The 22,808-nt window shown below is 71.4% G+C and carries 18 protein-coding genes; 11 read left to right on the forward strand and 7 right to left on the reverse strand.

What is annotated here, in order from left to right:
- Genes QRX60_RS26655 through QRX60_RS26665 form a run of 3 tightly spaced genes read right to left on the reverse strand, consistent with a single transcriptional unit; the run spans position 1 to position 1,894 of the window.
- Positions 1 to 618, reverse strand: coding sequence for an HD domain-containing protein (locus QRX60_RS26655; protein WP_285994177.1), 618 nt, complete (start codon positions 616 to 618; stop codon positions 1 to 3).
- The gene (locus QRX60_RS26660) at positions 615 to 1,106 is read right to left on the reverse strand and encodes a PPOX class F420-dependent oxidoreductase (protein ID WP_285994178.1); all 492 of its coding nucleotides are present in this window, start codon (positions 1,104 to 1,106) and stop codon (positions 615 to 617) included. The genes QRX60_RS26655 and QRX60_RS26660 overlap by 4 nt, the downstream gene beginning before the upstream one ends.
- Positions 1,106 to 1,894 carry a sporulation protein gene (locus QRX60_RS26665; protein ID WP_285994179.1) on the reverse strand — a complete coding sequence of 263 codons (789 nt, stop codon included), beginning with the start codon at positions 1,892 to 1,894 and terminating at the stop codon, positions 1,106 to 1,108. Before QRX60_RS26665 ends, QRX60_RS26660 begins: the two co-directional genes overlap by 1 nt.
- 67 nt (positions 1,895 to 1,961) lie before the next feature.
- Between QRX60_RS26665 and QRX60_RS26670 the strand changes: the two genes are divergently transcribed.
- Positions 1,962 to 2,204: a DUF3039 domain-containing protein gene (locus QRX60_RS26670; RefSeq protein ID WP_167379801.1), complete on the forward strand. Its 243-nt coding sequence runs from the start codon at positions 1,962 to 1,964 to the stop codon at positions 2,202 to 2,204.
- A 164-nt stretch (positions 2,205 to 2,368) separates the two neighbouring features.
- Positions 2,369 to 3,205, forward strand: a complete 837-nt coding sequence (locus QRX60_RS26675) for a hypothetical protein (RefSeq protein WP_285994180.1) — start codon at positions 2,369 to 2,371, stop codon at positions 3,203 to 3,205.
- 159 nt (positions 3,206 to 3,364) lie between these two features.
- Here the strand turns inward: QRX60_RS26675 and QRX60_RS26680 are convergent, their stop codons facing one another.
- A complete protein-coding gene (locus QRX60_RS26680; protein WP_285994181.1) occupies positions 3,365 to 6,514 on the reverse strand; it encodes an efflux RND transporter permease subunit in 3,150 nt (1,049 codons plus the stop codon).
- Between the two features lie 88 nt (positions 6,515 to 6,602).
- On the reverse strand, positions 6,603 to 7,766 hold the full coding sequence (locus QRX60_RS26685; protein ID WP_285994182.1) for a YihY/virulence factor BrkB family protein: 1,164 nt from the start codon (positions 7,764 to 7,766) through the stop codon (positions 6,603 to 6,605).
- A 215-nt stretch (positions 7,767 to 7,981) separates the two neighbouring features.
- Here QRX60_RS26685 and QRX60_RS26690 point away from each other — a divergent pair, with 215 nt between their 5' ends.
- From QRX60_RS26690 to QRX60_RS26710, 5 genes are all read left to right on the forward strand, one after another.
- On the forward strand, positions 7,982 to 9,715 hold the full coding sequence (locus tag QRX60_RS26690) for a DEAD/DEAH box helicase (protein ID WP_285994183.1): 1,734 nt from the start codon (positions 7,982 to 7,984) through the stop codon (positions 9,713 to 9,715).
- A 700-nt stretch (positions 9,716 to 10,415) separates the two neighbouring features.
- Positions 10,416 to 11,549 (forward strand): sugar ABC transporter substrate-binding protein, encoded by a 1,134-nt coding sequence (locus QRX60_RS26695; protein WP_285994184.1) that lies wholly within the window; start codon positions 10,416 to 10,418, stop codon positions 11,547 to 11,549.
- Positions 11,550 to 11,741: 192 nt separating this feature from the next.
- Positions 11,742 to 12,515 (forward strand): ATP-binding cassette domain-containing protein, encoded by a 774-nt coding sequence (locus QRX60_RS26700; RefSeq protein WP_285994185.1) that lies wholly within the window; start codon positions 11,742 to 11,744, stop codon positions 12,513 to 12,515.
- 20 nt (positions 12,516 to 12,535) lie between these two features.
- Positions 12,536 to 13,999, forward strand: a complete 1,464-nt coding sequence (locus QRX60_RS26705; RefSeq protein ID WP_285994186.1) for a sugar ABC transporter permease — start codon at positions 12,536 to 12,538, stop codon at positions 13,997 to 13,999.
- A gap of 11 nt (positions 14,000 to 14,010) precedes the next feature.
- Positions 14,011 to 15,192 carry an ROK family transcriptional regulator gene (locus tag QRX60_RS26710; RefSeq protein ID WP_285994187.1) on the forward strand — a complete coding sequence of 394 codons (1,182 nt, stop codon included), beginning with the start codon at positions 14,011 to 14,013 and terminating at the stop codon, positions 15,190 to 15,192.
- Between the two features lie 140 nt (positions 15,193 to 15,332).
- On the opposite strand, the gene QRX60_RS26715 is transcribed toward QRX60_RS26710, so the two are convergent.
- A complete protein-coding gene (locus QRX60_RS26715) occupies positions 15,333 to 15,509 on the reverse strand; it encodes a DUF7455 domain-containing protein (protein WP_284745229.1) in 177 nt (58 codons plus the stop codon).
- Between the two features lie 341 nt (positions 15,510 to 15,850).
- On the opposite strand from QRX60_RS26715, the gene QRX60_RS26720 reads away from it, so the two are divergent.
- The 3 genes from QRX60_RS26720 (at position 15,851) to QRX60_RS26730 (ending at position 19,163) form a co-directional block, all read left to right on the forward strand.
- On the forward strand, positions 15,851 to 16,654 hold the full coding sequence (locus tag QRX60_RS26720; RefSeq protein ID WP_286003699.1) for an EamA family transporter: 804 nt from the start codon (positions 15,851 to 15,853) through the stop codon (positions 16,652 to 16,654).
- Positions 16,655 to 16,976: 322 nt separating this feature from the next.
- Positions 16,977 to 18,332, forward strand: a complete 1,356-nt coding sequence (locus QRX60_RS26725) for a type I glutamate--ammonia ligase (RefSeq protein WP_285994188.1) — start codon at positions 16,977 to 16,979, stop codon at positions 18,330 to 18,332.
- 48 nt (positions 18,333 to 18,380) lie between these two features.
- The gene (locus tag QRX60_RS26730) at positions 18,381 to 19,163 is read left to right on the forward strand and encodes a DUF6885 family protein (protein WP_285994189.1); all 783 of its coding nucleotides are present in this window, start codon (positions 18,381 to 18,383) and stop codon (positions 19,161 to 19,163) included.
- Here the strand turns inward: QRX60_RS26730 and QRX60_RS26735 are convergent.
- Positions 19,141 to 20,586 carry an amino acid permease gene (locus tag QRX60_RS26735; protein WP_286003700.1) on the reverse strand — a complete coding sequence of 482 codons (1,446 nt, stop codon included), beginning with the start codon at positions 20,584 to 20,586 and terminating at the stop codon, positions 19,141 to 19,143. The two genes, QRX60_RS26730 and QRX60_RS26735, sit on opposite strands and share 23 nt — an antisense overlap.
- Before the next feature lie 213 nt (positions 20,587 to 20,799).
- Here QRX60_RS26735 and malQ point away from each other — a divergent pair, with 213 nt between their 5' ends.
- A complete protein-coding gene (gene malQ / locus QRX60_RS26740; RefSeq protein WP_285994190.1) occupies positions 20,800 to 22,752 on the forward strand; it encodes a 4-alpha-glucanotransferase in 1,953 nt (650 codons plus the stop codon).
- Positions 22,753 to 22,808 lie beyond the last annotated feature (56 nt).

Below are 22,808 nucleotides of genomic sequence, written 5' to 3' on the forward strand. Positions count from 1 at the left end.
TCATCGGTGATCGGGTTGCTCCCGGCGCCAGTGGGTCAGCTCGGCCGCGAGGTTCTTTTCCGCGGCGGTCGCCCAGCGTGCCCGCGCGGCTTCGCTGCGGTAGAGCGTCCGGGCCAGCATGCCTTCGAGGACGGCGACGCGGCCTTCGCGCCAGACGTCGTCGGGGTACTTCGCGTACTCCTCGCGCACTGCCTTGGCGTACGCCGCGTACGTCGCTTCCGGCGCCCCGAGGATGGCGAGATCGGCGTCGAGCAACGCGGTGGCGAGGCGGTCGTCCGGCGGGGCATCGTGCTTGATCGTGGCGAGGACCAGGCCTTCGACGCGCTCGATGTACGGCTCGGCGACCCCCGCCAGCGCTTCACGGGCCCACGCGGCGCTGGCGCGCTCGTCTTCGCCGGGCTTCGCGTCGTACACGACGTCGTGCGTCCAGGCGGCGACGGCGACCAGCGCGCGGTCGACGTCGCCGAGATCCGCGGCCAGCCAGGCGGAGTCGCGCGCGACGGCGGCCGCGTGGTCGAGCGTGTGGTAGCGGCGGTGGGGTTCGCCGTACCGGGCTTCGAGCCGCGGCCAGGCGCCGGGCGCGCCGCCCAGCGTGGCGATCGCTTCGGCCCACTTCACGGGAACGTCCAGCGCGTCGGCGTGCCGGTGAAGTCCTTCTCCCGCAGGCCGAACGCCTTCTCCGGCCGCAGCCGCATCGAGGCGTTGGCGGCGGGGTCGAGGAAGTCTTCGCCGTAAGCCGTCGAGTACTTCGCGTTCATCGCGTCGAGGAAACCGCGCAGTGCCGCCGGATCGGTGACGATCTCGGCCGTCCCCTCGACGACGACGGGCTCGTACGGGTCGTCCGTGGCGATCGACACGGCCGAGCCCGCGGCGACGTTCCGCGCCTTCACCGACCGCAGGGACGAGGAGAACCACAGCACCTCGCCGGTCCACACGGCCCAGACCGGCATCAGGTGCGGGCGCCCGGCCGGGGTGATGGTCGCCAGCCAGAAGTCGTGCGACTCGCGCAGCCGCGTCTCCGCCCACGACCAGGGCAGCAGCCCGGCGGGACCGGCCGTGATCCCGTAGCCGGGCATGTGCGGCCGCTCGGCGCGGGGCGTGGCCATCAGTCGAAGATGCCGCGCGGGCGGGCGACCTGGTCCAGCCAGTCCTCGAGCTGCTTCTCCCAGTTCACGTCCGGCTTCATCGTGAACATCCCGAGGAAGTCCTGCCCGCGCCCGCCGAAGCCGCCGGTCTTGCTCACCCGGACCCGCTTGGTGACCTCCAGGACGACGTCGGTGCGCTCCGACGAGGCCAGGAACGTCACCGCGAGCTGGGAGAACACACTCGCGAAGCGCGGCGAAGGCGTGAAGCGGACCTCTTGGAAGAACGGCAGCTGCTGCTGGGCTCCGTTGATCCGGCCCTGCTCGAGGATCGCCTCACGGAAGACGAAGCCGATCCGGCTCAGCGCGTCGAGGACCCGCTTCTGCGCCGGGAGCGGTTCGATCGCCACGGCGTCGGCGTCGAACGGGTCAGATACTGCTGTCGCCAAGTCGAGCTCGGCCCGCACGCCGACCGCCATGCCGGTCAGCGGCTTGCCGTAGACGCTGGTGACCGGCGTCTCCCAGGGCAGCGGCAGCTCGAACGGCAGCCGGACCTGCTGGCCGGCGCGGATGACCTCCCGGCCGACCAGGTGCTGGGAGCCGAAGGGGAGGTCCTCGGTCTTGTCCGTGCCGGGGACCTGGACGCGGGCCAGCAGCGTCACCGCGAGGCCCTTGATCTCCTGGTCGACCTCGCCGCCGGCCAGCAGCACCTCGCCGTGCAGGGGGCGGCCGGGGGCAGCGGCCCGGTCGAGCAGGCGGGCGTCGATCTTCGCCCCGCCCGAGCCGAACGTCGCGAGCACCTTCTGGAACATGCCGCAGATCCTGCCAGGTCGAGGGGCTTTCGTACGAGGTTCGACGGGACTCGGGCACAATGGACGGGTGAGCACCGAGACGCTGACGAAGCCGGAAACCACGCCCGAGGGCACGGACACCACCGACGACGACACCCCGAAGATGTTCCACTACGTGAAGAAGAACAAGATCGCCGAAAGCGCGGTCATGGGCAATCACGTGGTGGCGCTCTGCGGCGAGGTCTTCCCGGTGACGAAGTCGCCGAAGCCCGGGTCGCCGGTCTGCCCGGCCTGCAAGGAGATCTTCGACGGGCTGCGCCCGGGGGAGTGACCCCGCACGTGTTCCCCGGCGGGTGTGCCCGCCGGGACTTCTTGCTGTCCGGAATCGGACAACTTGTCGAACAAACGTGAAAAACCTTCATTCGGCGGGTGTGCGGAGTGCGGGTCTCCTGGTAGATCCAGCGGGCCAGGTTCCCTCACCCACCGGAGTCGCACATGCGCAGAACCGGGATCGTCGTCGCCGTAGCCACCCTGCTCACCGTGTTCGCACCCGCGCTGGCGCAGGCCGTCACGGGCTGGTCGGAGGTCGGCCGGGACCAAGCCCGCGCCCTCGACGAAAGCCAGGGGCTCGCCACGATCGTCCGCCCGTCGGGCACCACCATCCGCTACACCGGGATCGGCACCATCCCGGCGGACCTGAACTCGCAGGGCTGGAACCACGTCGGCGACCCGGGCTCGGCCCAGGGCTGGTACGTCGAGCCCTACCAGCGTGACGACCGGGGCGCGAAGCTCTTCCGCGTCCAGGCCCCGGACGGCTCGTGGGCCAACTACAAGCACACCCTCGAGTCGTGGGAGGCGAACAACAACTCCTTCGCCGCGGTGTCGCCGGACGCGCGCTGGCTGGTGGCGGGGGAGTGGGGCACGATGGACCGCCTCCTGGTGCACCCGATGCCCGGCGTGGCGGCCACCGACCCGGCGCAGAACCTGCCTCTCGCGGGCACGATCCGGCTCGACCACCCGGTCCGCGACGTCCAGGGCTGCGACTTCCAGACCGCGACCCGCCTGCTCTGCGCGTCCGACGACCCGGACGGCAGCCTCTTCGGCACGACGAAGCCGTTGCTGCAGGTCGACCTCGCGGGCCCGCTTTCCGGTTCGGACGTCACGGGGCACGTCACGTCGCTGGGCCAGCTGCCGCTGCGCAGCGGCTGCAGCGGGACCTTCGAGGTCGAAGGCATCGACTTCGACGAGCGGGACAACACCCTGCGCGTGATCGTGATGTCGCCGAGCATCTGCATCCTCTTCGACAGCATGACCTACCGCTTCAAGCAGTAACCCGTAACCCGCGTGATCAGAGCCGTCATCCACGTGACCGGGGCCGTAACTCGCGAGTCACGTCCCCGATCACGCGAGTTCCGCGTGACTGGAGGGGCATCACGCGTGACGGGGCGGGCATCACCCGTGATGCCTCCCGGATCACGCGTGATGCCTCTTTCAGGCGGTGGGGGCGGGGTCCAGGGACTCCGACTCCGGGGCCTTCGCCGGGGTCCGGCGAGCCTCGCGGCGGGCGCGGCGGCGCTCCTTGCGGGTCTCGACCATCGTGTACAGCGTCGGGACCAGCACCAGCGTCAGCAGCGTGGAGCTGACCAGGCCGCCGATCACGACGATGGCCAGCGGCTGGCCGATGAACCCGCCCTGCCCGGTGATGCCGAGTGCCATCGGGACCAGCGCGAAGATCGTCGCCGCCGCGGTCATCAGGATCGGCCGCAGCCGGCGCCGGCCGCCCTCGGTGACGGCGTCCGCGACGCTCATCCCCTCGGCCCGGTACTGGTTGATCAGGTCGATCAGCACGATCGCGTTGGTGACGACGATGCCGACCAGCATCAGCATCCCGATCAGCGCCGGCAGGCCCAGCGCCGTGCCGGTGGCCAGCAGCAGCCCGATCGCGCCGGTCGCCGCGAACGGGATCGACACCAGCAGGATGAGCGGCTGGATCAGGCTCCGGAACGTCGCCACCATGATCAGGAACACGATCGCGATGGCCGCCAGCAGTGCCAGGAACAGGTTCGAGAACGCCTCCTGCTGGTCCTGGCTCACGCCGCCGAGCGAGTAGGACGCGCCGCCGGTGAACGTCAGTCCGTCCAGTTTGGACTTGATGTCCGCGGTCGTCTTGCTCAGGTCGTCACCGGTGTTCTTGGCCGTGACGGTGGTGCTGAGGTCGCCGCCGGTGCGGTGCACCGACGCCGGGCCGTCCACAGTGGACACCTTCGCCACCTCGTCGAGCCGGACGACACCCGCGGGACCCGGGATCGGCAGGCCCTTCACCTGGTCGACCGTGACCGGCGCGGTGCCGGCGCGCAGCACGACGTCGGTGCGCTGGCCGTCGACCGGCAGCTGCGTCACCGTGCGGCCGGCGATCGCCTGGTTGGCGACCTGGCCGATGGTGCTCGCCGACAGCCCGTGCGCGGCGGCCGCGGCGTCGTCCACCTCGACCTGCACCCGCGGCGAGCCGACGGCCAGGTCACTGGACACCTCGGTCAGCCCGGACACCCCGCCCAGCGCCTGCACGACCTGGTCGGACGCCGGTTTCAGCGCGGCCTCCGACGGCGCGGTCACCGTCACCGAGACCTGGTCGGAGTTGAACCCGGACGCGTCCGCGCCGATCTTGATCTCGCCCAGCTCCGGCCGGGAGGTCAGCTTCGACCGCAGCCGGCCGGACAGCGCGTCGAGGTCGGTGTCCTTCGCGACGGTGACGGAGATGCTCGTCGAGGTCCCGCCGCCGCCGAAGCCGAACGCGCCACCCCCGCCGACGCTGACCTGGTAGGTCTGCACCGCGGGCTCCGCGGCCAGCGCCTGCTCGACCGCCGTCGCCGCCTTCTCCTTCGCCTCGACGCTGGTGCCCGCGGGCAGCTTCTGCGTCATGTTCAGCGTGGTGCCGCCGGACTGGTCGAGGAAGTTCGTGTTCAGCCGCGTCGCGAGCCCGACCGTGCCGGCGAAGATCAGCAGCGCCAGCAGGACGACGGTCAGCCGCCGCCTGGTCGCGAACCGGATCACCGGCAGGTAGGCCCGCTGCAGGAAGCTGCGGCGTTCCTTCTCGACGGCCGCTTCGCGCGCCCGCTCGGCTTCGATGGCGTCCGCCGGGACGGCCGGCTGCTTCAGGAACCAGTACGCCAGCACGGGAACCACGGTCAGCGACACGAGCAGCGAAGCCAGCAGCGCCACCGTCACGGTGACCGCGAACGGCGAGAACAGCTCTCCGACGAACCCGCCGACGAACGCGATCGGCAGGAACACCGCGACGGTCGTCAGCGTGGACGACGTCACCGCGCCGGCCACCTCGCGGACGCCGTCGAGCACCGCCCGCTGCTTCTCCTCGCCGTAGGCCAGGTGCCGCTTGATGTTCTCCAGCACCACGATCGAGTCGTCGACCACCCGGCCGATCGCGATGGTCAGCGCGCCGAGGGTGAGCAGGTTGAGCGACAGGTCGCCGGTCCACAGCGCGATCAGCGCGACCACCACCGACAGCGGGATCGACACCGCGGTCACCAGCGTCGAGCGCACCGACAGCAGGAACAGCAGGATGACGACGACGGCGAACGCGAGGCCCAGCAGGCCTTCGGTGGTCAGGCCGCTGATCGCGTCCTTCACCGGCGTGCCCTGGTCGAACACGACGCTCATCTCGGCGCCGATCTTCTTCCCCAGGTCCGGCAGCTTGTCGCGGACCGCGTCGGAGATCGTGACGGCGTTCCCGTTGTCCACCATGGTGACCGAGAGGCCGAGGCTCGGCTTGCCGTTGGTGCGCGTGATCGACGTCGGCGGCGCGAACCCGCTCTGGACGTCGGCGACGTCACCCAGCTTCACCGGCCCGCGCGCCGGGGTGCCCGGCCGGGACGACGCGGCCGCGCTCGGCGTGAGGTAGAGGTTGCGGAGGGTGTCCACAGTGGTCTGCCCGCCGCCGACCTGGACCGACAGCGTCTTGTCGCCTTCGGTGAGCGTGCCGGCCGGCACGGCGGCACCGGCGGTCTGCAGCGTGGTCGCGATCGACGCCGGGTCGACGCCGGCCGCGGCCAGCTTCGCGTAGTCCAGCGTGATCGTGACGCGCGGCTGCTGCACGCCGGTGACCGTCACGGTGCGGACGCCGTCGATCTTCCGCAGCTCCGGCGCGACCTGGTCGGTCAGCGCGGGCGCGAGCTTCTGCGGGTCACCGGCGGTGCCCGCGGCGACCAGCACCACCGGCAGGTCGTCGGTGCTGCCGGCGGAGACCGCCGGGTCGGAGTTCTGCGGCAGCCGCGGCCGGACCTGGTTCACCGCCTGCTGGATCTGCGAGACCGCCGCGTCGAGGTCGGTGCCGAACGCGAACTTCGTGACGACGCGCGAAACCCCGTCCGACGACGTCGAGTCGACCTCTTCGAGGCCCTTCAGCCCCTGCAGCGCCCCTTCGAGGGGCTCGGTGACCTGCCGGTCGACCGCGTCGGGCGACGCGCCCGCGTAGGCGGTGACGATCTGGGCCTGCGGGAACTGCAGCGACGGGAACAGCTGCTGTTTGATCTGCGGCAGCGCGAAAGCACCGAAACCGACGACCACGAGCGCGAGCAGGCCGATCAGGCTTCGGTTGCGCAGGCTCAATCTGGCCAGCACGGACATGACTCGGGAACCCCCTCGGGAACGACGCGGCGACCGACGCCTGCGTCAGTGACCCGCCGAGCCTCCCACGCCCGACCTGAGGAGCGACTCAGTCTGGGGGTGGATTCCGGGTCGTCCCCTGGGAGGAGACGCGACCCTGAGCTGCGCTGGGTGCCGGGTCCGGCGCGCTCGGTGACGGCTCGTCCTCTTCGGACGGTCCGGCGGCCTCCTCCGGCGCGTCGCCGTTCGTGGCCCCGTCTTCGGCGCGCGGGCGCCGCAGCGGCGTGGTCGTGCGCTCCCACAGCTTGCGGCCCTCTTCCGAGCGCAGCCGCTCGGACGCGCGTTCCATCTCCAGCCGTCGCCACTTGCGCCGCTGCCGCCGGGTCGCCTTGGCCGGCCACAGCTCCTGGATCGCGCTGTTGAAGTAGGCCCCGCCGACCACGGCCAGGCCGATGAAGAACATCAGCAGCAGGAACGCGATCGGCGCGGCGAGGGCGCCGTAGGTGTAGCCGGTCTTGGTGATCCAGTTCAGGTAGACGCGCAGGCCGACCGAGGAGAGCAGGAACACGACCATCGCGAGCACCGCCCCGGGCAGGCCGCGGTGCCACGGCAGCTTCCGCGGCAGGGCGAGCTTGAACAGCGTGGTCAGCGCGAGGGTGATCATCACCCCGAGGGTCGGGAAGTACAGCGCGCTCACCCACGACGTGACGGTCGGGCGCCAGGTGCCGGGGAAGAACTCCGGCAGCAGGTCGGGGCCGATCGCCAGCAGCGGCAGCCCGACCACCAGGATGACCAGGCCGCACAGGTACAGCAGCAGCGCGAAGATCCGCTGCCAGACGTCGTTGCGGACGCCGTACTGGTCGTGGGCGACGGTGATCGCGTCCACGAACGACGACATCGCCGACGAACCCGCCCAGAGCGAGATGAGGAAGCCGACCGAGACGATCTCGCCCTTGCCGACGGTGAGGATGCTGTTCACGGTCGGCTCGATGATGTCGTGGACGGCGTTGGCGCTGAACACCGTCTTGCAGAAGCCGATGATCCGGTCGTGCACGGCCGCCACGACGTCCTGGCCGAACCACTCGCCGACGAAGCCCAGGCTGCCGAGCAGCCCCAGCAGCAGCGGCGGCAGCGACAGGGTCTGCCAGAAGGCCGCCTCGGCGGCCTCGGAGAAGATGTTGCCCTCCCACGCCTTGGCGAACGTGCGCGTGACGAGGCGCCACGGCCCCCTTCGGGCCATCTTCGTCGCTGTGGACGGCTGCACCTCACCCATGACGTGTCCAGCATGGTCCATCCGTGCTGATTTGGCTCGTCACACCCCCTGCACCCGGGCGTGTCGGGGGACATCACCCGTGCCGGTGCCGGGAACTGTCGGACCCGGCCGGTAGACTCGCTCCAGTGCCCTCACCGCAGTCGCCGACACGGAAGTCGGTACCACAGTGAGGGTTTTCGCACGTCAAAGCACTTGAGCGAGGGGGAGGACCGGCGATGACGGAGACGCAGCTCGGGGCGCCTCCCGCGGAGAAGGACTCGACCGCGCGCCCGCTGCGGGCGTGGCAGCGGCGGGCGCTCACCAAGTACCTGACGCGCAAGCCGAAGGACTTCCTCGCGGTGGCGACGCCCGGCGCCGGCAAGACGGTGTTCGGCCTGCGGATCGCCGCGGAGCTGCTGAGCGACCGCACGATCGAGGCCGTCACCATCGTCACGCCGACCGAGCACCTCAAGCACCAGTGGGCCGCGTCGGCGGCCGCGGCGGGCATCCAGATCGACTCGAACTTCCGCAACACCACCGGTGTGACGTCGTCGGACTACAACGGCGTCGCCCTGACGTACGCCCAGGTCGCGGCGCACCCGACGCTGCACCGGGTGCGCACCGAGAACCGCAAGACGCTGGTGATCCTCGACGAGATCCACCACGGCGGCGACGCGAAGTCGTGGGGTGACGCGATCCGCGAGGCCTTCACCCCGGCCGTCCGGCGCCTGTCGCTGACCGGGACCCCGTTCCGGTCCGACGACTCGGCCATCCCGTTCGTCACGTACGAGCCGGACGCGGGCGGCTTCCAGCGCAGCAAGGCCGACCACTCCTACGGCTACGCGGACGCGCTGGCCGACGGCGTGGTCCGGCCGGTCGTGTTCCTGGCGTATTCGGGTGAGGCCTCCTGGCGCACGAGCGCGGGGGAGGAGTTCACCGCGCGGCTCGGCGAGCCGCTGACCGCGGAGCAGAACGCCCGGGCGTGGCGCACGGCGCTCGACCCGGCGGGCGAGTGGATCCCGGCGGTGCTGCACGCCGCGGACACCCGGCTGTCGCAGGTGCGCCAGAGCGTGCCGGACGCGGGCGGCCTGGTGATCGCCACCGACCAGGAGTCGGCGCGGGCGTACGCGAAGATCCTGGAGCGCATCTCGGGGGAGATGCCGACGCTGGTGCTGTCGGACGACCCGAAGGCCTCGGGCCGGATCAAGGAGTTCTCCGAGACGAACGAGCGCTGGATCGTGGCGGTCCGCATGGTCTCGGAGGGCGTCGACGTTCCGCGGCTGGCCGTCGGCGTGTACGCCACGAGTGCGTCGACCCCGCTGTTCTTCGCCCAGGCGATCGGCCGGTACGTGCGCGCCCGTCGCAAGGGTGAGACGGCCAGCGTGTTCCTGCCGTCGGTGCCGGTGCTGCTGGAGCTCGCGAGCGAGCTGGAGGCGCAGCGCGACCACGTGCTGGGCAAGCCGCACCGCGAGAAGGAGGGCTGGGAGGACGAGCTCCTGGCCCAGGCCAACCGCACCGAGGACGAGCCGGGCGAAGAGGAGAAGGCGTTCACCTCGCTGGGCGCCTCGGCCGAGCTCGACCAGGTCATCTACGACGGCAACTCGTTCGGCACGGCGGTGTTCTCGGGGTCGGACGAGGAGCAGGAGTACCTCGGCCTGCCGGGGCTGCTCGAGCCCGACCAGGTCCGCGCGCTGCTGCGGAAGCGGCAGGAGGAGCAGATCGCGGACGAGAAGCGCCGCAAGCCCGCGAAGGAGGAGCCGGCACCGCAGGCTCGTCCCCAGTCGGTGAGCGAGCGGCTCGGCGCGCTGCGCAAGGAGCTGAACGCGCTGGTGGGGATGTACCACCACCGCACGAAGAAGCCCCACGGCGCGATCCACAACGAGCTGCGCCGGGTGTGCGGCGGCCCGGTGACCGCGATGGCGACCGTCGAGCAGCTCGAGGAACGGATCGTCACCCTGCGGACCTGGTGAGGTTGCCGGGGGCCGGAGGGGGCGGCTGATCGAGGTGCGCGGACAGTCCGCCGCTCGGACAAGCCCGGTCGGGCCGATGGTCCGCTTGGTTCGCCCGAGCCCGCCTGACCCGTGTCGCGCGGCCCGTCGCCGAGCCCGCTCGCGCCGGGTCCGTCCCGGTCACCGGTGTCGCCCGGGAGGCTGAAGTCGGCCGTCACCGTCCGTTCCGCCGGGGCCGGGCCGGACCTTCCACAACTCCGTGACGTTGCGTGCCCGATCGGTCGTCCCCCGGCTGCCCGTGCGTCCCCCGGCCGGTGGCGACTCGGGCACGATCGCCGCCGAAGTTCGCAAGTCGGCGACCAATCGCGGGCCTTCGTCGTGGGTTCACCACCACTTCGCGCGGATCGCGCTCGGTGTCCACCGGCGGAGTATCTTCACTCTTGCAAGAAACATCGATGTAACACACGGTAAGTGCTGGCGATCACATCGTCAGCGGATCTACTCTTTCCGGGCGACCTTCAGCCCGTGTTGCCGAACCGTGTCCAATTGGTGTCATTTAATCGATCCAGCTATCTTCCCCGCAGCCGCTCAGCGGCATATGTTGTCGCCCACAACATATGCGCGTCGGTGCGCCGGGACCCTCCGGATCACCGCCTCGCAGGGCCCGAGACGACGTCGAGGGCCTGCTCGTCACCAATGCTTGGATCCGGAAGGAACGAGGATGCGCAGCAGAACCCTTACCCTCCTCGCCGCCACGGTGAGCGCCGGCCTGGTGCTCTCCGCTTGCGGTGCCAACAGTTCGGACAGCGGGGGCACGGGGAGCAACTCCGCCTCCTCCGCGCCGGCCGCCTCCGGCGCCAACGGCAAGGTCGGCGTCATCCTCCCGGAGACCGCCACCTCGGCGCGCTGGGAGGCCTTCGACAAGCCGATGCTGCAGGCCGCTCTGTCGGCGCAGGGCTTCGAGGCCGACATCCAGAACGCCCAGGGCGACAGCCAGAAGTTCTCCACCCTGGCCGACGGCTTCATCAGCTCCGGCGTCAAGGTCCTGATCATCGCCCCGTCCGACCCGGCCGTCGGTGCCGCCGTCGAGGCGAAGGCCAAGGGCGCGGGCATCCCGGTCATCGACTACGACCGGCCGAGCCTCGGCGGGTCCGCCGACTACTACGTCTCGTTCGACAACGAGAAGGTCGGCCAGCTGCAGGGCCAGGGCCTCGCGGACAAGCTGAAGGACAAGCCGGGCGCGCAGGTCATCCAGATCGAGGGTGCTCCGACCGACAACAACGCGACGCTGTTCACCAACGGCCAGGACTCCGTCCTCAAGCCGCTGTTCGCCAGTGGTGCGCTGAAGCTGGTCCAGAAGCAGCCGATCAACGACTGGGACAACCAGCTCGGCGGCACCACCTTCGAGCAGATCCTGCAGGGCAACGGCGGCAAGGTCGACGGCGTCGTCGCGGCGAACGACGGCCTGGCCGGCGCGGTCATCACGATCCTCAAGAAGAACGGCCTCAACGGCAAGGTCCCGGTCACCGGCCAGGACGCCACTGCGGACGGCCTCATGGCCATCATGCGCGGCGACCAGTACCTGACGATCTTCAAGCCGATCAAGGAAGAGGCCGAGTCGACCGCGAAGCTGGCCGCCGCTCTCGCCAAGGGTGACACCGCCGGTGCGGACGCGATCGCGACGGGCAAGCTCCACGACCCGAAGAACAACCGCGACATCAAGTCCGTGCTGCTCACGCCGACCCTGATCCTGGAGAAGGACATCAAGACCGTCGTGACCCAGGGCTACGTGAAGGCGACCGAGATCTGCGGTGGCGACCTCGCCGCCAAGTGCAGCTCGCTCGGCATCTCCTGAGCCGGCCCCGGTACCAATCCGGCCAAAAGTAGGCCGCCCCCCGAGCGGCACGTAACCGTTGCTACGGGTCGATTCGGCCGTGGCTGTGGTCGGATTGGTATCGAACGGCGCAGTACCCATGAACAGCCGGGCCGGGACGCGCACCCCGACAGCGCGTCCCGGCCCGGTACCCACCCAGGAGAAAAGCCAGCCATGAGTGAGCCCATTCTCGAGATCAAGGGCCTGAACAAGAGCTTCGGCCCCGTCCACGTCCTCCACGACGTGGACTTCGACGTGCGTGCGGGCGAAGTGACCGCCCTGGTCGGCGACAACGGCGCCGGCAAGTCGACCCTCGTCAAGTGCATCGCCGGTATCCACCCGTACGACTCGGGGGCCGTGCGGTTCAACGGCAAGGACACCCACATCCGCGGCCCGCGCGACGCGGCGGACCTCGGCATCGAGGTCGTCTACCAGGACCTCGCGCTCGCCGACAACCTCGACATCGTCCAGAACATGTTCCTCGGCCGCGAGCGCGGCAGCTCGTGGAAGCTGGACGAGGCCAGCATGGAGAAGGCCGCCCGCGAGACGCTGGCTTCCCTCTCGGTCCGGACGGTGAAGTCCGTCCGCACTCCGGTTTCATCGCTGTCCGGTGGTCAGCGCCAGACCGTCGCCATCGCGAAGTCGGTGCTGTGGAACAGCAAGGTCGTCGTGCTCGACGAGCCGACCGCCGCGCTGGGTGTCGCCCAGACCCGGCAGGTGCTCGACCTGGTCCGCCGGCTGGCCGAGCAGGGCCTCGGGGTCGTGCTGATCAGCCACAACATGGCCGACGTGTTCGAGGTCGCCGACCGCATCGCGGTCCTCTACCTCGGCCGGCTCGTCGCCGAGGTGCACACGAAGGACGTCACCCACGGCCAGGTCGTGGAGCTGATCACCGCGGGTCGCTCCGGTGACCTCGGCCTGGCCCGGCCCGAAGCCGTGGTCCTGTGAGCGGGAAGAAAGAACCGGAAATGACTGAAACCCCTGCCAAGAACGAGGTCGGCACGCCCGCCGACGCGCTCGCGCAGACCCAGAACCCCACCGCGGCGATCACCGACTTCGGCATCGACACGACATCGATGTCAACCGGCGAAGCCGTCCGCGACTACTTCGCCCGCCTGCGGGCCGGCGAGCTCGGCGCGCTGCCGTCGCTGTTCGGCCTGCTCGTGCTCGTCATCCTGTTCAGCGCGCTGTCGGACAACTTCTTCACGCTGGCCAACATCGCCAACGTCTTCCCGCAGGGCGCGGGCGTGATCATCATCGCGATGGGCATCGTCTTCGTGCTGCTGCTCGGCGAGATCGACCTCGCCGCCGGTGTCGCGTCCGGCACCGCCGCGTCGGTGATGGCGCTGCACTACGTCCACGCCGGGAACCTGCTGGGCTCCATGGGCTCCGGCGTGTTCATCACGTTCATCGCGGTCCTCGCCGTGGCCATGCTGCTGTCGGCCTACCAGCGGATCTGGGTCGGCGCCGCACTGTCGCTGATCGGCCTGCTGATCGTCGCGATCGGCGTTCCCGCCAACGCCTGGCTGGAAATCCTGCTGGCCATCTGCGTCGGCACCGCGATCGGCTGCATCACCGGCTTCCTCGTGTCGAAGATCGGCATGCCGTCCTTCGTCGTGACGCTGGCGCTGTTCATCGTGTGGCAGGGCGTCCTGCTGCAGTTCATCGGTGAAGGCGGCACGATCGGCATCACCAACTCCGACATCCTGTACAAGATCGCCAACGGCAACCTGAACATCCTGGGCAGCTGGATCTTCTTCCTCGTCGCCGCCGGCGGCTTCGCGGTGATCACGCTGCTCAGCCACTTCAAGCGGCTCCAGCGCGGCCTGGTCGTGCAGCCGACGGCGCTGATGATGATCAAGGTCGGCGCGCTCGTCGTGCTGTCGGCCCTGGGCACCTGGCTGCTGACGATCAACCGCTCGCCGAACAAGGCGGTCGTCACGATCGAAGGCGTCCCGTACGTCATCCCGATCATGCTGGTGCTCCTGGTCGCCGGGACCTACGTGCTCAACCGGACCAGGTACGGCCGGTACGTCTACGCGGTCGGCGGCAACAAGGAAGCCGCCCGCCGCGCCGGTATCGACGTGCCGAAGATCCGGGCGAGCGTGTTCGTCATCGGCTCGGCGATCGCGGCCATCGGCGGCATCGTCGCCGCGTCGAAGGTCGGTTCGGTCAGCCCGCAGTCCGGTGGCCTCAACACGCTGCTGTTCGCGGTGGGCTCGGCCGTCATCGGCGGCACGTCGCTGTTCGGCGGCAAGGGCCGGGTGGCCGACGCCGTCGTCGGTGGCCTGGTGATCGCCGTGGTCATCAACGGCCTCGGCCTGCTCAAGCAGCCGGCTGCGGTGGTCAACATCATCACCGGTCTGGTCCTCCTGCTCGCCGCCACCGTCGACGCGCTGTCCCGGCGCCGCGCGGCTGCGTCGACGCGCTGAACCAGCATGGAATGATCAGGCCCGTGACCAGCACACCCGTTGCACGACCGGACGAGGTGCGCCGGCACAACCGCACGACCCTGCTCCGTCTGCTGCACGTCGGCGGGCCGAGCACCCGGGCGACCCTGGCCGCCGAGCTGGGGCTCAACCGGAGCACGATCAAGACCCTCGTCGACGGGCTCGCCGAAGCCGGTGTCGTCGAGGAGAAGGTGCCGAGGCCGGGACGAGGGGCGGGCCGCCCCTCGCTCCTGGTCCTGCCCCAGCCGCACGCGGCGGTCGTGCTCGCGGTCGACCTGCAGGTCGAGCACGTCGCGATCGCCCTGGTCGGGTTGGGTGGCCAGATCCTGGGCCGCAACAGCTGGAACCTGCGCGGCCGGATGGGGCAGCCCGACGAGGTCATCACGCACGTCATCGAGTCGACGGCCATCCTGGCCGGCGACCTCGACGTGACCCCGGTGGCGGCCGGGGTGTCGGTGCCGGGCGTCGTCCGCCGGGCGGACGGGTACGTGCACGAGGCCCCGAACCTGCGCTGGACCGACGTCGCGCTCGGCGACCGGCTCGGCGGGGTGCTGCAGATCCCGATCATGGTCGGCAACGACGCCGAGTTCGGCGCGGTCGCCGAGCACCTGCGCGGCGCGGCCCGCGGGGCGTCCGACGTGGTGTACATCTCGGCGGACGTCGGGGTCGGCGGCGGTGTCATCGCCGAAGGTTCGGCGCTGCGCGGCGGCTCCGGCTACGTCGGCGAGATCGGGCACATGGTGATCCGCCCGGACGGGCGGGCCTGCTACTGCGGCAGCAGTGGCTGCTGGGAGACCGAGGTCGGCGAGGCGGCCCTGTGCCGGGCGCTCGGGCTGCCGGAGGACACGCCCCGCGGGGCGATCCTGTTCGAGCTGCGCGAGCTGGGCCGGGACCCGGAGGCGGCGCTGTCGCGGCTCGCGGAGTTCGCCGAGTGGCTGACCCTGGGGCTGATCAACGTCGTCAACCTGCTCGGGCCGCAGCTGGTGATCCTCGGCGACCTGCTGACGGTGCTGCCGGAGGCGGTGCTGCGGCACGTCGGCGCGGAGGTGCGCCGGCGCAGCCTGGTGAGCCGCGCGGTCGGGGGCACCCGGATCATCAGCTCGGCGCTGGGGGCCGACGTGAAGCTGCTCGGAGCCGCGGAAGTGGCGTTCGAAGTCGTGCTGGATTCTGTCTGATTTCCTGTCCGGTTTCGTGTCCGGAATCAGGGCTTTTCGCGGCCGGAGCGTGACATTGGCCACGCATTTTGCAAGTTGCAGAAAAAACGAAGGCGGCCGGTGCCTGTGCGCACCGGCCGCCTTCGGGCGTTTCGGGGTCGTTACCGCTGGATGTCGGCGGACAGTTCCTTGAGCTTGGCCTCGTGCTCGCGGGCGTGGTGCCCGCAGAAGAGCAGTTCGCCACCCTTGAGGATGGCTCGTACCTGAGCTGCTGCTCCGCACCGGTCACAGCGGTCGGCGGCGGTCAGTTCGGGGCGGGTGAGCGTCGGCGTTGTCATGGGGGTCTCCCTCCGTCCCGGCACCGGTTGCCCGGTGCCATCGATCCAGCTACGCCCACTTCGGACTGATGTCGGTGGCGGCGATCGCCTCCGGCTCCGCGGTGTTCGTGCTTCCACTCTTCCAGACGTTTCGCGGCCCGCAAGTGTTCCCGCGCCGGTGGGACCTGAGTCACGCCGATTTACCCCGGATGTCGTAGCCGGATCCCGCAATGCAGGAGACGATTACCCGGAGAGTCACGTTTTCCGTGGTCAGGCACCATGGAGTCGTGAGCACGCTGACTTCGCCGAGGAGGCTTTCCGCGGTACCCGCCCCGCTGTTGTTCGTTCTCAGCGGAATTTCGATGTACGCCGGCGCGGCCGTCGCGGTCGGCCTTTTCGGCCACGCGACCCCCGCCGGGGTGGCCTGGCTGCGCTGCCTCGGCGCGGCGGTGGTGCTCCTGGCCTGGCGGCGCCCGCCCCGGGCCGCCTGGCGGGGCCGCCGGCTGGCGCTGGCGATCGTGTTCGGCGTCGTGACGGCGGGCATGAACGTGCTCTTCTACGAGGCGATCGCCCGGCTCCCGCTGGGGACGGTGGTGGCGATGGAGTTCGCCGGCCCGGTCCTGGTGGCGGCGTTCGGCTCCCGCTCGCTGCGGGACGTGCTGGCGGTGGTCCTGGTGGCGTGCGGGGTGGTGGCGATCGCGGACGTCCGGCTGTCGGGGTCGGTTTCGGGCGTTCTGTTCGCCTTGGGCGCGGCGGCGGCCTGGGCGGGCTACATCCTCCTGGGCAAGCGAGTGGCGGCGGACGGCGCGGGCATCGACAGCCTGGCGATCGGCTTCGCGGCGGCGACGGTGGTGCTGTCCCCGCTCGCGTTCGGCACCGGCGAGGTGTGGTCTTCGCCACGGATGCTGCTGCTGGGGATCGGCGTGGGGGTGCTGTCGACGGTGGTGCCGTACGCGCTCGACCAGGTGGTCCTGCGGCGCGTCGGCCAGGCCCGGTTCGCGGTGCTGCTGGCGCTGCTGCCGGTCACGGCGGGGGTGATGGGGTTCGTGCTGCTGGGCCAGGTGCCCTCGCTGCCGGAGGCGTTGGGGACGCTGGCGGTGGTGGGCGGGGTGGCGCTGCGGAGCCGGGACGAGCCGGTTCGGCCCGCGCCGGAGCCGCCGGGGTGATGGCTGGCCGGGGGTGGCGTTGAGAGTCGGCTTGGCTGGTGCTGGGGCTGCCAGGGTGATGGCCGGCCGGGGGCGGCGTTGAGAGCCGGTTCGACTGGCGCTGGGGGCCGCCGGGGTGATGGTCGCCCGGGGCAGTCACGAGTGTCGTGGTTCGGAGCCGGGCCGATCGCCGCCGGTTACCCACAGGCCGATCGTGATGGGGACAACCCGGCTCGCCGGCCGCTTTCCCCGGCCTTTTCGTCGGACACGCCCGATACGCTGGAGCGGGGCTCGCCCCCCGGGATGGGCGGGGGTCTGTTCGGGGCCGGAGGAGGCGGGTGCCATGACCAAGGCGGCGTCAGCCGCGGCGAAGGACTTCGCCGCCGCCGGGGTGGGTGGGGTGCACCTCGCCTGGGCGGACAACAACGGCATCCCGCGCTCGCGCATCGTCCCCATCGCCGGTCTCGCCGACGCCGCCACGCGGGGCGTCGGGGCCACCTCGCTCTTCGCCGTCTTCGACAGCCACGATGCCATCACCTACGGCCACGCCGGCCTCGCCACGCCCTCCGGGGACATCCGGCTCGTGCCCGTCGTCGACCGGCTGCGGCGGCTCGCCGGGCAGCCCGCGCTGGCCTGGGCGCCCGTCCGGCAGCTCACCCGGAACGGCGATCCGTGGCCCTACTGCCAGCGCGCCGTCCTCGAAGCGCAGGTCGCCGAGGCCGCGCGGCGCGGGCTGGAGTTCCGCGCCGGCTACGAGCTCGAGTTCGCCGTCGCGCCCGCGGGCAGCACCGACATCGTCACCGCCCCCGGGCACCCCGGGCCCGCCTACAGCCCGCACGCCCTGGTCGGGCTCGACGGCTTCGTCGCCGCCCTCCTGCACGACTTCGCCGCCAACGGCCTGCGGATCGGCCAGCTGCACGCCGAGTACGGCGTGGCGCAGGTCGAGCTGTCCCTGGTCGCCACCGATCCGATCTCCGCCGCCGACGACCAGCTGCTGGCCCGCCAGACCATCCACGCCGCCGCGCACGCGCACGGTCTCGCCGTCAGCTTCGCGCCGCTGATCGGGCTCGGCGCGGCCGGCAACGGCTGGCACCTGCACACCTCCGTCCGCCGCAAGGGCCGCAACCTCCTCGACGACGGCGACGGCGTCCCCACCGGAGACGGCGCCGGCTACCTCGCCGGCCTGCTGCGCGACCTGCCGGCGCTGACCGCGATCACCGCGCCGAGCGTCCCGTCGACCCTGCGGCTGCGCCCCGGCTACTTCGCGGGCGCGTACGCGTTCTGGGGCGTCGAGAACCGGGAGGCGCCGCTGCGGTACGTCCCGGGCTCGCCGCTGCTGGGGTCCGGCCACGCGAACGTCGAGCTCAAGACGTCGGACGCCTCCGCCAACCCCTACCTCGCCCTGGCCGTGGTGCTGGCCGCCGGGATGGCCGGCATCGAAGACGCGCCCGCGCTGCCCGACCCGATCGCCGAGGACCCGGGCGGCTGGACCGAAGGCGAGCGGGAGACGCGCGGTGTGCGCCGGCTGCCGGCGGACACCGCCGAGCAGGACGCCGCCCTGACGGCCTCGCCCCGGGTCGCCGGCGTGCTCGGCGACGACCTGCTCGGGGCCTTCCGCGCGGTCCGGGCGTCCGACGCGGCGTGGGCGGCCGAGCGCACGGCCGACGAGATCGTCGCCGCGCACCTGTGGCGATATTGAGGCTGGGATGATGACCCCATCGAATCCGGGAAGCCGATGAGGGGACCGATGTCTTCGGGGATCGACGGTGGACAGCTCGACCTGTCCGGGGTGCGGTGGCTGCCGGGCGGGGCCCGGCTGGCCGCGGTGGCCCAGGCGGAGCTGCCCCAGAAGGACGGCCTGGCCGCGGCGTTCTGCGGGCTCGCTGCCCTGCGCGCGGCCGGGCTGGACGTGCTCGACCAGGACGCCGTCGCGGTGGCCGCGGGGACGGTCCGCGGGCCGGTCGTGCGCCCGCCGGGCGAGCCCGGCCGCCCGGAGTTCCGGTTGCCGGTGCCGCTCGTCGACGACCCGGCCGCCGCGGGGACGCGGGTTTCCGGGCTGGCGGCGGCCGTCCGGTCGCTGTCGGGCGGCGCTCTCGCGGCGGTGCCGGTGACGGGGGAGTGGACCACCGAGACGCTCTTCGACCTGCTGCTCGGCCTGTGGGACGTGCCCCGCGTCGCGGTGATCGCCCGGATCGACGGCGCCGAGCTCGGCGCCCACGACACCCCGGAACGCGCGCTGCTCGACTACCTCGACACCGGCGTCCCTCCACTGTGGACGTCCCGCTGGCGCCCGCCGGGTGGCCACGTCGTGCTCCTGGCGGGCGTCCGCATCGGCGCGGAAGGCACCCTGGTGTCCGTTGTGGACACCTATCCGTCGTTCGGGGACAACGGAATCCACGACCAGCCCGTCGAATGGGTCGCGGCGGCACTGGCCGGGCTGGGGGTGCTGGTGGTCGTCGACGCGGACCAGGTCGCCGTGACGCGCGAGGCGGCCCGCGTCGCCGGCCTCACTCCGTCGTTCTGGGACTGACCGCCTCGGCGTTCTCCGGCGCGAAGCGCGAGTGGCGGCGGCCGTAGGCGAAGTAGATGACCAGGCCGATCACCAGCCACACGGCGAACCGGATCCAGGTGAGTACGTTGAGGTTGAGCATCAGGTACAGGCACGCCAGCGCCGCCAGGACCGGGATCACCGGCGAGAACGGCACGGAGAACGGCCGCTCCAGGTCGGGACGGCGGCGGCGCAGCACCGGGACCGCGACGGCCACGATGATCATCGCCGACAGCGCGCCGATGCTCACCATGTCGGCCAGTTCGGAGATCGGGATGAACGCGGCCAGCACGGCGATCAGCGCGGCGCCGCCGATGGTCATCCGGTGCGGGGTGCCCCAGCGCGGGTGCGCGGCGCCGAGCGACTTCGGCAGCAGGCCGTCGCGGCCCATGGCGAAGCCGATCCGCCCGATCGTGACCAGTTCGACCATCATCACCGACGTCAGCCCGGTCACCGCGCCGAGCGAGATGAGCGCCCCGACCCAGTGCTGGCCGACCCGGTCGAACGCGTCGGCCAGCGGCGCACCGGTGTCGATGTCGGTGAACGGGATCATGCCGGTCAGCACGATCGACACACCGATGTAGAGCAGCGCGCACACGGCGAGCGCGCCGAGGATGCCGACCCGGAGGTCCTTGCGCGGGTTCAGCGTCTCCTCGCCGAGGTTCGCGAGCGCTTCGAAGCCGGTGTAGGCGAAGAAGACCACGGCGGCGGCGGTGATCATCCCGGCGATGCCGTAGACCGACTGTTCCAGGCCGAGCGCGGCCTGCACGATCGGCTGCTCCAGCACTGTCGTGCCGCTCGCGGGAGCCTGGGCCGGCGGGATGAACGGCGTCAGGTTCGCGCCCTTGACGAAGAACAGGCCGACCGCCAGCACCAGCACGCAGACGGCGACCTTCACGCAGACGAGCAGGTTGGTCAGCCAGGCCGACTCCTTGATCCCCAGCACGGCGACGACGGTCAGCACCGCGATGATCAGCACCGCCCCGACGTTCACCTTCGCGTCCTCGCCGAACCACTCCGGCGACAGCCCGAGCAGGTTGGCCAGGTAGCCGGACCAGCCACGCGACACCACGGCGGCGCCGAGCGCGAACTCCAGCAGCAGGTCCCAGCCGATGATCCAGGCGAACACCTCGCCGAGGGTGGCGAAGGCGTACGTGTAAGCGCTTCCGGCCGTCGGGACGCTGGAGGCGAGCTCGGCGTAGCAGAGCGCCGCGAGCCCCGCGACGACCGCGCCGAGCACGAACGACAGCGTCACCGAGGGCCCGGCGTGCGTCTTCGCCTCGACGCCCGCGAGGGTGAAGATGCCGGTGCCGATGATGATCCCGACACCGAACCCGACCAGGTCGCGCCCGCGCAGCCGCCGCTTGAGCTCCCCGGAGTCCTGGCGCTTCAGGACGTCGTCCACGTTCAAGGTTCTCCGCACACCCATGAGGAGAAGTTAGAAGGTCACGAAGATTTCCGCAGAACGGCGGACGCGGGGTTTTCGCGGGTCAGGCCGTTGTCCCGGCCGAGCCCGCGTCGACCGGGCGCGGCTGCCGTCGCGAGCCCGCCCGGCCGCCCGGGGTGACGTCACCCCCTGCAGATGGCGGGATCGGCCGGGCACCGGAATGCTTGTCCCGTGCCCGACGAGATCCCCGCCCGCAGCGCCCTACACCAGCTCGCCGACCGCTACGGCGTCGCCACCCGGTACGAGAACGCCGACCAGGTCTGGGTCGAGGTCGAAGACGAGGTCGTCGTCGCCGTCCTGGGGCAGTTCGGTGTCGATGCCACCAATGACGACGCCGTCGCCCGGGCACTGAGCGTGCGCGAAACCCCCGGCCGGCTGCCGCCGACCATCGTGCTGGCACAAGGCGCCACCCGGCCGATCGGCACCCCTGCCGAGATCCTCCTCGAGGACGGGAGCCGGCGGCGGGCCGACGGTGAGCTGCCCGGCGACCTGCCGCTCGGCTGGCACCGGGTCGTCACCGCCGAGCAGGACGTCGTGCTCGCCGTCGTGCCCGCGAAGCTGCCGGACGTCCCGCCCGCCTGGGGCTGGATGCTGCAGCTCTACGCCCTGCACTCGGCCGGCTCCTGGGGCATCGGCGACTACGCCGACCTCGCGACCTTCGCCGCCCGCTCGGCCTCGGAACTCGACGCCGGCGTGCTGCTGGTCAACCCCGTGCAGGCCTTCAGCCCGGCCCACCCGGTCGAGCGGTCGCCCTACTCGCCCGCGAGCCGGCGCTTCGCCAACCCGATCTACCTGCGCGTCACCGCCACCGAGACCTACGCGCAGGCCGACGCGGCCACCCAGGAGGCCGTCCGCTCGCTGGCCCCGGACCGGGACGGCGAGCTCATCGACTACGACGCCGTCTGGACGGCGAAGCGAGCGGCGCTCGAGCTGCTGTGGCCGCACCGGGTCGAGGTGCTGCCCGAGGATCCGGACCTGCTGGACTTCGCCCTCTTCTGCGCCCTCGCCGAACAGCACGGCGCCGACTGGCGGGAGTGGCCGGCGCCGCTCCGGGACCCGGCCGGGCCCGAGGTCGAAAAAGCCCGGGAAGAGCTCAAGGAGCGCGTCGGCTTCCACTCCTGGCTGCAGCACCTCTGCCGGACCCAGCTGGAAAAGGCCCGCAAGGACGCGCGCGACGCCGGGATGACCGTCGGGATCGTGCACGACCTGCCGGTCGGCGTGCACCCCGGTGGTGCCGACACGTGGGCGGTGCGGGACGTCTTCGCCGCCGACGTCCGGGTCGGCGCGCCGCCGGACGCCTTCAACCAGCAGGGCCAGGACTGGAACCTGCCGCCGTGGCGGCCGGACAAGCTCGCCGAGGCCGGGTACGCGCCGTTCCGGGACGTCATCCGCGGCGTCCTGCGCTACGCCGACGGCATCCGCGTCGACCACATCGCCGGGCTCTGGCGGCTGTGGTGGATCCCGCCGGGCGAGCCCGCGCACCGCGGCACGTACGTCCACTACGACGCCGAGGCCATGGTCGGCGTGCTCGCGCTCGAGGCGCACCGCGCCGGCGCGGTCGTCGTGGGGGAGGACCTCGGCACCGTCGAGGACACCGTCACCGAGACCATGCACGAGCGCGGCATGCTCAGCTCGGCCGTCCTGTGGTTCGAACGCGACTGGGACGCACCGGGCAAGCCGTTCACCCGTCCGGCGGCATGGGACCCGGAAGCCATGGCCAGCATCTCCACCCACGACCTGCCGACCGTCTCCGGCTGGCTGCAGGGCGAGCACGTCCGGGTCCGAGCCGAGCTGGGGCTGCTGGACCGGGGAGTCGAAGCCGAGGAAGAGGCGGCCGCCGCCGAGCGCGCTGCTTTGCGGGAACTCCTTGCGCGCGAAGGGATCCCGGCCGACGACATGATCGTCGCGCTGCACACCCTGCTCGCCGGAGCGGCGTCGCGGCTGGTGCTGACGTCGCCGGCCGACGTGGCGGGTCAGGTACGGCAGCCGAATCTGCCCGGCACGGTCGACCAGTACCCTAACTGGCGGATTCCCCTTCCCGTCAGCGTCGACGGCTTCTTCACCGCGAAGGGGGTGCGCGCCGCGGTGGCGCCGCTGGCAGCAGCGCGTCCGTTGCCCGGGTAACGGGTAACCCCCGGCGTACGACCCCCGCAGTGACGCGCGTCCGCGAGCGCGGACGC

This window comes from Amycolatopsis mongoliensis (assembly GCF_030285665.1).
Classification (GTDB): domain Bacteria; phylum Actinomycetota; class Actinomycetes; order Mycobacteriales; family Pseudonocardiaceae; genus Amycolatopsis; species Amycolatopsis mongoliensis.